General features: G+C 38.5%; 8 protein-coding genes. 7 read left to right on the top strand and 1 reads right to left on the bottom strand.

Annotated features, from left to right (window positions below):
• The first annotated feature begins 436 nt into the window (after positions 1 to 436).
• The 3 genes from GCWU000282_RS14255 (at position 437) to clpB (ending at position 6279) form a co-directional block, all read left to right on the top strand.
• Positions 437 to 2632, top strand: a complete 2196-nt coding sequence (locus GCWU000282_RS14255) for a bifunctional metallophosphatase/5'-nucleotidase (RefSeq protein ID WP_023355880.1) — start codon at positions 437 to 439, stop codon at positions 2630 to 2632.
• A gap of 380 nt (positions 2633 to 3012) precedes the next feature.
• Positions 3013 to 3675, top strand: coding sequence for a hypothetical protein (locus GCWU000282_RS14250; RefSeq protein ID WP_051384204.1), 663 nt, complete (start codon positions 3013 to 3015; stop codon positions 3673 to 3675).
• Between the two features lie 9 nt (positions 3676 to 3684).
• A complete protein-coding gene (clpB, locus tag GCWU000282_RS14245; RefSeq protein WP_023355877.1) occupies positions 3685 to 6279 on the top strand; it encodes an ATP-dependent chaperone ClpB in 2595 nt (864 codons plus the stop codon).
• A gap of 78 nt (positions 6280 to 6357) precedes the next feature.
• On the opposite strand, the gene GCWU000282_RS14240 is transcribed toward clpB, so the two are convergent.
• Positions 6358 to 6972: a DUF1653 domain-containing protein gene (locus GCWU000282_RS14240; RefSeq protein WP_023355876.1), complete on the bottom strand. Its 615-nt coding sequence runs from the start codon at positions 6970 to 6972 to the stop codon at positions 6358 to 6360.
• A 309-nt stretch (positions 6973 to 7281) separates the two neighbouring features.
• Between GCWU000282_RS14240 and GCWU000282_RS14235 the strand changes: the two genes are divergently transcribed.
• From GCWU000282_RS14235 to GCWU000282_RS14220, 4 genes are all read left to right on the top strand, one after another.
• Positions 7282 to 9213: an ABC transporter substrate-binding protein gene (locus GCWU000282_RS14235; RefSeq protein WP_023355875.1), complete on the top strand. Its 1932-nt coding sequence runs from the start codon at positions 7282 to 7284 to the stop codon at positions 9211 to 9213.
• Between the two features lie 363 nt (positions 9214 to 9576).
• A complete protein-coding gene (locus GCWU000282_RS14230) occupies positions 9577 to 11517 on the top strand; it encodes an ABC transporter substrate-binding protein (RefSeq protein ID WP_023355873.1) in 1941 nt (646 codons plus the stop codon).
• 208 nt (positions 11518 to 11725) lie between these two features.
• Positions 11726 to 12712 (top strand): ABC transporter permease, encoded by a 987-nt coding sequence (locus tag GCWU000282_RS14225; RefSeq protein WP_023355872.1) that lies wholly within the window; start codon positions 11726 to 11728, stop codon positions 12710 to 12712.
• A gap of 13 nt (positions 12713 to 12725) precedes the next feature.
• Positions 12726 to 14555: an ABC transporter permease subunit gene (locus GCWU000282_RS14220; RefSeq protein ID WP_023355871.1), complete on the top strand. Its 1830-nt coding sequence runs from the start codon at positions 12726 to 12728 to the stop codon at positions 14553 to 14555.
• Positions 14556 to 14562: the final 7 nt, after the last annotated feature.

The following is a 14562-nucleotide window of genomic DNA, read 5'->3' as shown; positions in this document are numbered from 1 at the left end:
ATTGATTTTTGATTAATTATATAAGTTCGGTATTGTTTTGACTATATTTCACGTGATATTAAAATAATATCTAAAACTCTGACATATATTATACGATAACAGGGTATAAAAATAAACTCTTGTATTGAATAATATTCTTCTTATAACTATGATACAGGCTTGCTATAGCTACGCTTAATGCAAGCCTTGCAAAAATATTCGTAATCCGCTTATTTTTTTGCAAAAATGGCTACTTACTCATATTTTTGACACTTGTATCATAAAATATAGATTATTTATAAAAAAATAATAAAAATTTACCCAAATAAGACATATGTGTATTGAAAAAAACATTAAAAGCAGGTAAAATTTAAACTAAATTATTCATAAATAATCAAATTATTTGGAATAATTAGGGTTTAGCCACATTTAAAATATATTTATAGGAGGGTTTACTATGAGAATGAAAAAAGTCCTATCCATTGCGCTTGCAGGAGCGTTAGTCTGTACGGGCACAGCTTCTGTATGGGCTGTAAACGCATCTAAACAGGAGTTAAAGCTCAGAGAAGCAAAATTATTTACAGATGCTGTTAAAACTGCGGAAGACGGAAATCTTACAAAAGGTGATGCAGTAGTTATGGTATTGAATGCTCTCGGTTATAAAGAGGATGTAAATACCAAAGAGGATTATATTAAACTTAATCCTTTTGCTGATGCTTCTAATGAGTATAAGGGATATCTCGGTCTTGCTTATGACCTTGGCTTTGTTCAGAAAGCTGATAACTTTGGTGAAAAAGAAGAAATTTCAAAGAGAAAACTTTTAGAAATGGTATTAAAAGCATTGAATTATAAAGATGCTTATACTGATACCGACAAACTGGCTGTAAAGCAGGGACTTGTAGATGAAAGTGATGTTATTGATTATCCTGTTACAAGGGCCGAGGCTGCAGAGATCATCTTAAACAGCTTAAATGCTGAGCTTGGTGACGGAACCAAAACAAAATTTGGTGAGTATCTTGTAAAGAGCGGTATTCTTTCAGAGGATAAGCTGGCAACGCTTGGGGTTAAGGCGGCTGTAAAAGATAAAGAAGACGTACACATTATTTATTTCAACGACTTCCATGGCAATATTACCGAGGAAGTAACAGGTAAGAAACGTAATATGGGTATGGCTAAGATGGTAGGTTATGTAAATGAATTTAAGGCTACCCACCCAAATACAATAGTTCTTTCCGGAGGAGATAACTATCAGGGAACAGCTGATTCCAACCTTACTTTTGGTAAACCTGTAACTGCTATGATGAAGGGTATGAATACTATGGCATCAGCAGTAGGAAACCATGAGTTTGACTGGGGCTATGAGAAGATTAAAGGCTGGGCAAAGGATGGAAGCTTTAAGTACCTTGCATCCAATATCTATGACAGAAAGACTAATAAGCCTGTGTCTTGGGCTAAGCCATATATGATAGTTAAAAAAGCGGGTATTAAGATTGGTATAATCGGACTTGCACATCCTGATACCCCTTCTCTTTCAAAGGCTGAGTATGTAGAGAACTTTGAGTTCAGAGATCCTGTAACATCTGCAAACGAATGGGTAAAATATCTTAAAGACGGCAAGGCTAAAGAAGGAAAGCCGGATGTGGTTATAGCTCTTACCCATATCGATTCAGACCAGAATTTTGATACAAAGGAAATTACAGGTAATGCAACCAAACTTGCAAACGAAGTAAAGGGACTAGATTTGGTACTTTCAGCACATTCACACAGAAGTGTAAGCGGTAAGGTAAACAATGTGCCTATTCTTCAGGCTTATTGCTATGGTCGTGCAGTAGGTCATGTTACCTTAGACGTAGACAAGAAGGTTACATCCAAGAAGGTAAAAGTAAAAGTTAAGACAAAGGCAGGTAAAAAGAAAGCTGTTAAGAAGTCTAAATACAAAATTGTTAAAAAGACTACCTATAAGGTAAAAGATATAGCCACAGAGCTTTATGATGCAAATGCTATAAAAGATAAGATAATTAAGAGTGCAGAAGCTGATGATTTCTACAACAAGCTTCAGGCTGAGATAGCAGATCAGAAGAACAAGGTTTTAGGAGAGGCTACTGAGGCATTTACACATGACAGAAGTGATAAGGGTTCTGTGACCCTTCTCGGAAGATGGGCTTGCGAGGTTATGGCTGAGGAAGCTAAGGCTCAGATTGCTATTCAGAATGGTGGCGGTTTAAGGCGTACCCTTGAAAAAGGTAAGATTACAATGGGTGATTTATATGAAATCATGCCGTTTGACAACTATCTTACAACTATGGACTTAAAGGGTAAAGACATAAAGAAGGCTATTGACCATGGTATTGATATGCCTAGTACTACTGACGGTGCATTCAGCGGACTTATAGTTGAATATGACAGAACAAAGCCTTATGGAAGCAAGATAACCAAGATTACACTTTCAGACGGGACACCTCTTGAAGATGAAAAGACTTACAGAGTTGTAACCAATGACTTTGTATTTGGTGGCGGAGACGGTTATGACTTCAGCGGTGCAACCAATGTAAGTATGACCATTCCAATCAGAGATGTACTTGTGGCTGCTATTGAGAAGGCTAAAACAATTACACCTAAGAAGGTGGACTATATTAAGGATATATCCAAATAAAATTTCATTATAGTTAATTTTAATTGTAATGATTTGTAAAAAGCATATTTTAGCGGAGTAGCTTAGGCTGCTCCGTTTTTATTTTAATAGGAAATTTCTTCGGAATTTTCTATTAAATTAAAATCTCTCCGAGTGTTGCCGGACTCGCGGTAGGGAAGTTTGCCTTGTGGCACCGCTCGCGCGCGAAGTGTGTGCAAGCAAATACTTTTGACACCCATATCATATATTTTGAAATGCATATAAATAATTTGCAAAATAATTTATATAAAACGCTTGACAAATTATTTAAATGGTGTTATTATCTTTTTCAGATATAAGAAATGAAGCTGAAATAAAAAAAGAGCTTATATCTGAGCATAGATTAGACGGGAGATGATGATTTGAAAAAAAGTGTATACAGTCTGGTGCTTATGGATGATGTAGTCGAGGCGATAGACAGGCTGGCTTATGAAAGAAATACCAACCGCTCCAATCTTATTAACCAAATACTTGCGGAAAGTGTAAATTTTGTGACTCCGGAAATGAGGATGAGAGACATATTTACACAGCTTGAACATATACTTTCAGAGAGTTGCTATCAGATAATGGACAGGTCATCGGACTCTATGTTTGCCCTAAGAAGCCCGATAAGATATAAATACCGTCCTATGGTGAATTATACGATTGAGCTTTTCAGGGAACCTAAGGATATAGCCGGAAGGTTGAAGGTTTCTTTTAGAACCAGTAGCAAGAATTTTACAGATGCGATTGAGGATTTTTTTACCGGATGGATAAGTATGGAAAATAAATACCTTAACGAAGTTCATCCCGAGGGGGTTCTGTCTGACTTTGATAATGCAAAGTATGTAAGAGGATTTCTTAAAGTATCGGTAGAAAATGAACTTAATGAAAATGAGATAGCGGCTGCTATAGGAGAGTACATTAAGGTGCTGGACAAATGCATCAAATTTTATTTTGAACATCTTCGAGATGAAGAATTAATAGAAAAAATGATTCGCGCTTCTTATGAGGATTACCTTAAAAGTGGCGTGAATATAGTATAAGGAGGCAATATGAACACATCAAAACTTACAGCTAAATCTGTGGAAGCTCTTGAAGCTGCCAGAACGCTGGCTAGGGATAACTACAATTCCTACATAGAAGAGTCACACATTTTGCTGGCTCTGCTTACAGGAGAGTCCGGACTCATAGGTGAACTTATAACCAAGATGGGTAAGTCACTTCCTAACCTTGAAGCGGAAACCAGACATATAATTGATGCATTGCCTAAGGTAACGGGCGATGTAAGTGGTGAGATATATATTTCAAATGAAACAAATGCTGCCCTGAATGAAGCTGAGGCACAGGCAATTAAGATGAAGGATGAATATACATCTGTTGAACACATTATGTTTGGTCTTCTTAGAAAGCCTGACAGTAAGCTTAGGGATTTATTTAAAACATTTAATATTACGGAAAAGGAATTTTATAAAGTATTAATGGATGTACGCGGTAATCAGAGAGTTACAAACCAGAATCCTGAAGACACATATAATGTTCTTGAAAAATATGGACAAGATCTGGTAGAACTTGCAAGAAACAATAAGCTTGACCCGGTTATAGGCAGGGATGACGAAATAAGAAATGTAATCCAGATTCTTTCAAGAAAAAGAAAAAATAACCCTGTGCTTATAGGTGAGCCGGGTGTCGGTAAAACAGCCATAGCAGAAGGACTTGCTCTTAGAATAGTAAAGGGTGATGTTCCGCAGGGACTTAAAGACAGAAAGATATTCTCACTTGATTTGGGTGCACTTGTAGCCGGAGCAAAGTACAGAGGAGAGTTTGAAGAGAGGCTTAAGGCTGTACTTAACGAGATAAAGAAGTCAGAAGGCGAGATTATCTTATTCATAGATGAGCTTCATACCATAGTCGGTGCCGGAAAGACAGACGGAGCTATGGATGCGGGCAATCTCTTAAAGCCAATGCTTGCAAGAGGTGAACTGCATTGTATAGGTGCAACCACACTTGACGAATACAGGGAATATATAGAAAAGGATGCCGCACTTGAGAGAAGATTTCAGCCTGTACTTGTAGATGAACCTACAGTTGCAGACACAATCTCCATACTCAGAGGACTTAAAGAGAGATACGAGGTTTTCCATGGTGTTAAGATTCAGGATGCTGCTCTTATAGCGGCGGCTACCCTTTCGCATAGATACATATCAGACAGATTCCTTCCTGATAAGGCTATTGACCTTGTAGATGAAGCCTGTGCCCTTATAAGAACCGAGATGGATTCTATGCCGGCTGAAATGGATGATATATCAAGAAAGATAATGCAGCTTGAAATAGAAGAGGCTGCTCTTAAAAAAGAAGAGGATAAGCTGAGTCAGGCTCATCTTGAAGATATCAGAAAAGAACTTGCCGACCTTCGTGAGAATTTTAATGAAATGAAGGTTAAGTGGGAAAATGAAAAGAACAGCATAGAAAAGGTTCAGAAACTTCGTGAGGAAATCGGTGAGGTAAATGCACTTATTGAAAAAGCTGAAAGAGAGTACGACCTCAATAAGGCTGCGGAGCTTAAATACGGAAGACTTCCCGATCTTAAGGCTGAGCTTGAAAAAGAAGAGAAAATTGCAGAGGAAAATGAGAGCAAGTCAAGTCTTTTAAGAGACCATGTCGGTGAAGAGGAAATTTCAAGGATTGTAGGCAGATGGACCGGTATACCTATAACAAGACTTATGCAGGGTGAAAGAGAAAAACTGCTTAATATGGAAGGAATACTTCATGAAAGAGTTATTGGACAGGATGAGGCTGTAACCAAGGTATCAGAGGCAATACTTCGTTCAAGGGCAGGTATCAAGGATCCTGATAAGCCTGTAGGCTCCTTCCTTTTCCTCGGACCTACAGGTGTTGGTAAGACAGAGCTTGCAAAGGCACTTGCACAGTCGCTTTTTGATGATGAGAAGAACCTTGTAAGAATAGATATGAGTGAGTACATGGAGAAATACTCAGTGAGCAGGCTGATAGGAGCTCCTCCGGGATATGTAGGATATGAGGAAGGCGGACAGCTTACAGAGGCAGTCAGAAGAAAGCCTTACTCAGTAGTGCTTTTTGATGAAATTGAGAAAGCACATCCCGATGTATTCAATGTACTTTTACAGGTGCTTGATGATGGTCGTGTTACGGATTCGCAGGGGAGAACGGTTGACTTTAAGAATACAATTATTATACTTACTTCAAACCTCGGTTCTGTTCATATACTTGAAGGAATTAAGGAAAACGGGGAGATTTCCAAAGAGGCAATAGACAGTGTAAATGAACTTCTTAAGGCAAGCTTCAGACCTGAATTCCTTAACAGACTTGATGAAATAGTGTTCTACAAACCTTTGCAGAAGGAAAATATTGGCAAGATAGTTGATCTTATGTTGGAGGATTTGAGAGACAGACTTGCCGGTAAGAATCTATTACTTGAAGTTACTGAGGCAGCAAAGGATTATATTATAGAAAAAGGCTATGATCCTAACTATGGTGCAAGACCTCTTAAGAGACTTATTCAGTCTGAGGTTGAAACTCTGATTGCAAGAGAGATAATAAAGAAAGATATAGCTGCAGGAAGTACGCTTAAGGTAGATGAGACAGATGGAAGGCTTATAGTGACTGAGTAATTTTAGCTTTAGTTATGTAATAAGGAGTTGTCTGATTGCAAAATGCGAACAGACAACTCCTTTATTATAGAAGTGGTATCAGCTTCTTAGTCTGGATCCGTCAAAATGTATTCTGGCTCTTATATAATCGTCAATCATTTTTACATCACGTTCTCTTGAGGCTCCGGAGACTACAAGGTCGAGAGACGCAGCCATATTATTAATCATCGAATCGGTTGCAATTCCTGAGATAGCCTTTAATATATGTCTTTTTTTCTTAAAATCATCTTCATCAAGAAATTCTATGAAAAGTTCCTGTGCACGCCTTAACTGTTCATCCTCGCTTGGAACGCCTGCTATAGGCCCGGAAGTAGAAATTGAAGCTTCACCGTCTGTAAGAGTAACAGTTTCAGCTTTGGCAGCGGATTCCGGTATTTCTTTAGGAATATTTGGAGAGGCTTCTTTTGAAACTAATTTTACCTTTGTGAATCTGTATTCTGCTTCGGAGTCAGGATATTTCTTCTTATCGACCCTGCTTAAGAACATATCAAGCGGCCTGGCATATACGCCGAAATCTCCGTAAAGAGCCTGATATATAACCAAAGTCTCTTTCGTTTCACTATGAGTGGCAATATTTAATATTTGATATAGTTTTCCTTTAAAATGCTTATATATTTCAAAAGGTTTAGGTATCTTTCTTCCAAGATTTTCCATAGCTGATACTCCTTATGTTTTGTATTTTAATCAAATTTTAAGTGCTATAAGATTGTATCATGTTATGTTGTTTGATGTCCAGCATTTTGGGCTAATGTAGGGAGATTCAACCATTATTTGTCGATATTTATAATTTATATAACAAGTAATTATGAAAATATATATGTTAAATACACGCCCATGCTTGACAGTTGTCTCTGCCTTGGCATATAATAGTCACCGTTGTGCTACAAAAGCATTAATTGAATTATAGAAGTTAATTTTTAAATGCTGTTTGTATTGTGAAATAAAAAGGAGGAAATAAACACAATGAAAAAGAAAAAGCTATTAAGTGCTCTTCTTGCAGGTATTATGGCGGTTACACTCACAGCTTGCGGCGGTAATGCTGCTTCAACAGAGGGAAGTGCAACAGGCACAGATAAATCAAATACCGGTTCTGCAAGTACGGCGAGTACAGCAAGTACAGTTTCAAGTACTGCATCAGGAAGTGCATCATCATCTACAGAGGGGACACCGGTTGATGGCGGACAGCTTATTATAGGTGACCAGACTCAGTCAAACGGTGATATTTATCCGTACTGGACAAATAACATCTCAGATAACAGTGTTTACAAGCTTACATCAGGCTATGATACCATAGTTGTTGACAGACATGGTAAGTTTGTAGTGGATCCGCAGGTTGTTAAAGAGAAGAATGATACAAAGAATGAAGATGGTTCAGTAACCACTACATATAAGCTTCAGGAGGATTTGAAGTGGAGTAACGGTGATCCTATCACCGCTAAGGACTATGTGTTCCGTATACTTTACTTCTCTCATCCTGTACTTGTAGAAATGGGAGCTACTGATAACTCTGAAGGTATTAAATTTGTAGGTTTTGCTGATTATAATACTGGAAAGTCTAAAGTGTTTAAGGGAGTAAGACTCTTAGGAGACTATGAGTTTTCTGTTACAATCAATAAAGACTATCTCCCAAACTACTATCAGGCAGCACTTGCAGCAGCAGGCGCAGGTTATATGAAAGGATGGCTTCCTGAAGGCTATGATATAAAGGATGATGGCAAAGGTGCTTATTTTACCAAGGAATTGAAGGCTAAGGACATTAAGAAGCAGGCTGATGACTATCGTTTTAATATGACTGCTTTCTCTGGTCCGTATATGAAGGAAAAGTATGATGAGACATCTAATACATATACACTTGTAAAGAATCCTAACTATAAGGGTAACTATGAAGGAGTTAAGCCACATATCGATACAATTATTTATAAATTTGTTCAGAGTGAAACACAGATGGATGAACTTGCAACAGGTGGTGTAGACATCCTTGTAAAGATGGGTGAGGCAAATGAAATTAACTCAGGTATGGACCTTGTAGATAAGGGAACACATAATTATGTAGACTATGCTCGTAACGGATACGGAAAACTTCAGTTTATCTGTGACAGAGGACCTACACAGTATACAGAAGTTCGTCATGCCATAGCTTATCTCCTTGACAGAAATGAATTTGCAAAGACTTTCACAGGCGGACATGGTAGCGTAGTTAACGGTTACTATGGTACAGCACAGTGGATGGTTGAGGAAAGAGAAGATGATATCGGAAAACTCAATCAGTATAACTTCTCAGTAGATAAGGCTATTGAAGAGCTTGAAAAGGCCGGATTTACTGTTGATAAAGACGGAAAGCCGTATAAGAGCGGGCTTCGTTATAAGAAACTTGATAATGGCAAACTGATGCCTCTTATAATTCAGTGGTGCTCATCTGAGAACAATCCTGTATCAGATCTTATTGCAACTAAGCTTGCAAACAGCGAGGATGTAAAGAAGGCCGGTATGGAGATTAAACAGAGTGTAGTTACATTTAATGAGCTTATCGAGAACTATGAGCAGCAGAAGAAGAATGACTACAATATGTACAATCTGGGCGTAGGCTTTAATGCAATTTATGAGCCACAGCAGACATTTGCAATCGGAAATCCACAGAATAAGAACAGAATATCAGATGAAGAACTTGCTAAGCTTGCAAAAGATCTTAACCTTGTAGATTCTGAGAATGAAGAAGAGTATCTTGACAGATTTGTAGCCTTCCAGAAGAGATGGAATGAACTTCTTCCTGACCTTCCGCTTTACTCTAACCAGTATTATGACTTCTTTAACAGCAAGTTAAAGGGTTATGAAGGAATCAAGGATGCAATTTGGGATATCACTTCACAGCTGGTATATTGCTGGATTCAGGAATAATAGAGAATTTCCCGTTAAAAAATATAAATGGCCGGATTCCAAATGGAGTCCGGTCGTTTTTTATTTAATAGGAAATTTCTTCGTAATTTCCTATTAAATAAAAATTTCTCCGAGGGATGCCCGGCTCACGGCAGGGAAGTTTACCTTGTGGCACCGCCCACGCGCGAAGTGTGTGCAAGCACACACCTTTTTATGTTTATTTAGAATATCAGATATGAAAAAAAGATAATTGTACGCATACGCTTGACATTTGTCTTTGTACTGGCATATAATAATTACAATCATTTTACAGAAGCACTTAGACCAAACATTTAGGCTTGGTGTAACCTTTTGCATGGTGAATAAAAAAGAGGAGGATCTGATATGAAAAGGAAAAAGCTCTTAAGTGTTGTTCTTGCAGGTGTTATGGCGTTTTCGCTTACAGCCTGTGGTGGTAACGGAAACTCAACAGAAGGCGGAAGTACATCGGGAAGCGCAAGCTCTGCAAAATCAAGTGCGTCAAGCACAGCAAGCAGTGCATCAACCGGCAGTACTTCAAGTACAGCTTCAAGCAGTGTATCCAGTGCAGAGGCTACGCCTGTTAGCGGCGGACAGCTTATAATTGGTGATGGTACACAGTCTAACGGTGATATTTATCCATACTGGACAAACAACGCATCCGACTATGCTGTATATCAGCTTACAGGCGGTGCATCAACAATTGAGATTGATAAGGCCGGTAAGTTTGTAGTAAATCCACAGGTAGTTAAAGAAAAGAATGATGTTAAGAATGATGACGGTACTGTAACAACAACATTCAAGCTTCAGGAAGGTCTTAAGTGGAGTAATGGTGAACCTATTACAGCTAAAGACTATGTATTTCGTGTACTTTATTTCTCTTCACCTGTAATCGTAGAAATTGGAGCTACTGATAACACAGCAGGCTCTGATTTTGATGGATTTACAGAGTATAATGAAGGCAAGACCAAAGTGTTTAAGGGAGTAAGACTTTTAGGAGATTATGAGTTTTCTGTAACCATAGCTAAGGAAAAGCTTCCAAACTACTATCAGGATGCAATGGCTGGGGTTTCTCCTGCATATATGAAGGGCTGGTTACCTGAAGGTTATGATATTAAAGATGATGGTAAGGGTGCTTACTTTAGTAAGGATTTAAAAGCTAAGGACATTAAGAAAAAGGCAGAAGATTTCCGCTTCAACATGGATGCTTTCTCAGGTCCTTATATGAGAGAGAAGTATGATGAAACTTCTAATACCTATACGCTTGTGAAGAATCCTAACTATGTAGGTAATTATGAAGGACAGAAGCCTTATATAGATACAATTATATATAAGTATGTACAGAATGAGACACAGATGGATGAGCTTGCAACAGGCGGTGTTGATATTCTCCTTCACATGGGTGGGGGCGATGAGATCAACTCAGGTATGGATCTTGTAGAAAAAGGAACACATAACTATGTAGAATATCCTCGTAACGGATATGGTAAGCTTGTATTTGTGTGTGACAGAGGTCCTACCCAGTATACAGAAGTTCGTCATGCCATAGCTTATCTTCTTGACAGGAATGAGTTTGCAAAGACATTTACAGGTGGACATGGCTCAGTAGTTAATGGCTGCTATGGTCTTGCACAGTGGATGGTAGAGGAGAGAGAAGATGAGATTGGTGCTCTTAACCAATATAGTTTCTCTGTAGACAATGCTATCGCAGAGCTTGAAAAGGCAGGATTTACTCTTGATAAAGATGGTAAGCCTTATAAGAGCGGACTTCGTTATAAGAAGCTTGACAATGGTAAGCTTATGCCGCTTAAAATAGAATGGTGTTCATCTGAGAACAACCCGGTATCAGACCTTCTTGCTACTAAGCTTGCAAACAGCGAGGATGTAAAGAAAGCAGGTATGGAGATTAAGCAGAGTGTTGTTACATTCAATGAACTTATCCAGAACTATGAGCAGGCTAAAAAGAACGACTATAACATGTATAACATGGGTGTCGGCTTTACAGCTATCTACAATAGAGAGTTTGACTACGCAATAGGAAATCCTCAGAACCATAACAGAATTGCAGATAAGGAGCTTGCAAAGCTTGCAAAAAATATGAATCTTGTAGATCCTTCTGAAGAGGATGAGTACCTTAACAGATTTGTAGCCTTCCAGCAGAGATGGAATGAACTTCTTCCTGATCTTCCACTTTATTCAAATCAGTATCATGATTTCTTTAACAATAAGTTAAAGGGTTATGAGGGAATCAAGGATGCAATCTGGGATATTACCTCACAGATTAACTATTGCTGGGTTCAGAAATAATTTGTTTTAAGAAAAGTATCAGAATATAGTTAGGAATTTAAGTCCGGGGAAACTATTTGCCCGGACTTATTTCCGATTATTGCACTTGAAAAAATGCGTGTATTATTGTATACTAGAGTGCAGCTTTCTGTTTACTGCACTGAGGATGGATTCCGTCCTATATGCAGTGGACAGAAATAAATCAATAAAATGAAAGCAGGTAGGGAGTATGCTAAAGTATATTACAAAGCGTTTACTGTACATGGTATTCGTGTTTTTTACCATGTCAGTTTTAATTTTTGCCTTGTACAATGCCATTCCGGGTGACCCGGCTATGATGCAGGTGGCCAGCCAGAGAGACAAGCTTAAGCCGGAACAGTTTGAAAAAGTTTATCAGAATATGAGGCAGCAGCTGGGACTTGACGATCCGGCTCCGGTCAGATACGGAAAATGGATAAAGTCGGTGGTTACACTGGATTTTGGTGATTCTCTCATATACAAAAAGCCGGTTACAGAGGTTATTACGGTACCAATGAAGAATACTATCTTCCTGAATCTTTTGGTAACATTTTTTGCCTTAGGAATTACTATACCCTTAGGAATATATTGTGCTGTCAAGAAATTTTCAAAATTTGATACGGCGGTACAAGTCCTAACCATTGTCGGGTACAGTCTTCCGGTATTTATATTTGCTCTTATTATTATTTATTTCTTTGCCGTACAGCTTAGGTGGTTCCCGGTTTCGGGTATGAATACGCCTAATATTAAGGGTAGTGCTATGGTGTTGTTCTTGGATAGAGTAAAATACATGGTGCTTCCGACTATAGTACTTACACTTGCGTCTCTCGGCGGTATGACCAGATATGTCAGAGCAGCAATGATAGATTCACTTCGTATGGATTATATAAGAACAGCAAGAGCAAAGGGACTTACCGAAAGAGTTGTTATATATTCACATGCTTGGAGAAATGCACTTCTTCCTATAATTACACTTATAATAAGCTGGTTTATAGGTATATTCTCAGGCTCTATTATAACTGAGTCAATCTTTGCCTTAAACGGTATGGGAAAGATTTATCTTAAGGCTCTTAACGGACTTGATTATAATCTTGCAATGGGTGTTCAGATGTTTTACATAGTTATTTCTCTTGTGGGCAACTTGATTATTGACCTTAGTTACGGTATAGTTGATCCTCGCGTAAGAATAGCTAAATAGTAAGGAGGAGAAGATGTCAGAACAGAATAATAAGAAAAAACGCGCCTCCCTGCTTGCGAGGTTGTTTATGCCGAGAAATGGTATAGAAGAAAAAGATGTAGATATATTTAAAGAAGAACAGATGCAGTCCCCGGGAAGAACCGTTGTTAAGAACTTTCTGTCTAACAAGCTTTCAATGACCGGACTCTTGGTTTTTGTCTGTATATTTTTATTTGTAATTATCGGACCTATTTTCTTTGTACAGGATCTTTCTTACGAGGAGAGCACACAGATTAACTTGGCACCGGGACTTGATATGATGAGTGTTCCAAAGGGACTTCAGGGCAAAGTAGAGGATATAGCCATAGGTTCAAGTTTTTCTGCCGGCGTAAGCAAGACGGGAGGGCTTTATATCTGGGGCAAGACTCAGGTGCTTCCTACTATCAATCTCAAGGATTTTCCGAAGACTGTAAAAGGGAAAAAGTTTGTTAAGGTAGCAGCAGGTATTGACCATGTAGTTGCACTTACAGACAAAAATGAACTTATTGCCTGGGGTAATAGGAGACTTAAACAGACTGATGTTAACCCTGATATTAAAACTGATGGCGGAAAGATAGTTCAGCTTACGGCAGGTTATCAGATTACAGGTGTGGTTATGGATAACGGAAATGCCTATCTTTTCGGTAATACCTCATTAAATGATGCAAAAATAAGACGTAAGTATCAGGGAGAAATTACAAAGCTTGCATTTACTTCAGATGCTCTTATAGCGCTTACAAAGGCAGGAGATGTAGTTTATATGGGCTCCAATGACTCCTCTGTATCTAAAATTCCGGAGGATTTAAAAAACGGTGGAGTTAAAGATATAGCAGCATCAGGCTTTACTGCTGCTGCTCTTAAAGAAGATGGCTCAGTAGTAGTTTGGGGTAACTTAAAGAACGGAGAAAATAAGGTACCTGAGACTAAGTCTAAGATAGTATCACTTCAGGGCGGACGTTATCACTACACAGCAGTTTTAGAAGACGGCTCTGTTATTGCCTGGGGTAAGAATAACTTCGGTCAGGCAAGCGCACCTTCTATTAAAGGAGTTACCAGGGTATTTTCAGGTTCATATCAGAATTACGCACTTACAAAAGATGGAAAAGTAACGACCTTCGGTCTGAAAGGTTATCTTTTAGGTACGGATGAGCTTGGAAGAGATTTACTTAACCGTATAGTAAACGGTGGTAGGATGACTATGACTATGGGTGCTGTATCTGTAGTTATTTCGGTAATTATTGGTGTCATTATAGGTGGTATCTCAGGTTTCTTTGGTGGAACTGTTGACCTTTTGCTACAGAGACTTACAGAAATGGTATCATCTATTCCATTCCTTCCGTTTGCGATGATTCTTTCATCCATAGTTGGAGGAAAGCTGCCTGAAGGTGCCAGAATATTTATGATAATGGTTATCCTCGGTGTACTTTCCTGGACAAGTCTTGCAAGACTTGTAAGAGCACAGGTGCTTGCAGAGCGTGAGCAGGAATTTGTTACTGCGGCAAGAGCCATGGGTATAAAGGAACTTACAATAGTATTTAAGCATATCATTCCAAATGTAATTTCAGTTATTATAGTTACTGCAACACTTGACTTTGCAACCTGTATGCTTACAGAGTCTTCACTTTCTTTTCTGGGATTTGGTGTTGCGCTTCCAAGACCTACTTGGGGAAATATGCTTAACGGTTGTATCAATTCGGTTGTTATTAAGAGTTTTTGGTGGAGATGGGTATTCCCATCCATCCTACTCGGTGTATGCTGTATCTGCATCAACCTTGTAGGTGATGGTTTAAGAGATGCTATTGATCCTAAGTCTAATGAAAGGTAGGTAAGAA

The sequence above is a fragment of the Catonella morbi ATCC 51271 genome, from assembly GCF_000160035.2.
GTDB classification, from domain to species: Bacteria; Bacillota; Clostridia; order Lachnospirales; family Lachnospiraceae; genus Catonella; species Catonella morbi.
This window is presented reverse-complemented; position numbering and strand designations above follow the sequence as displayed.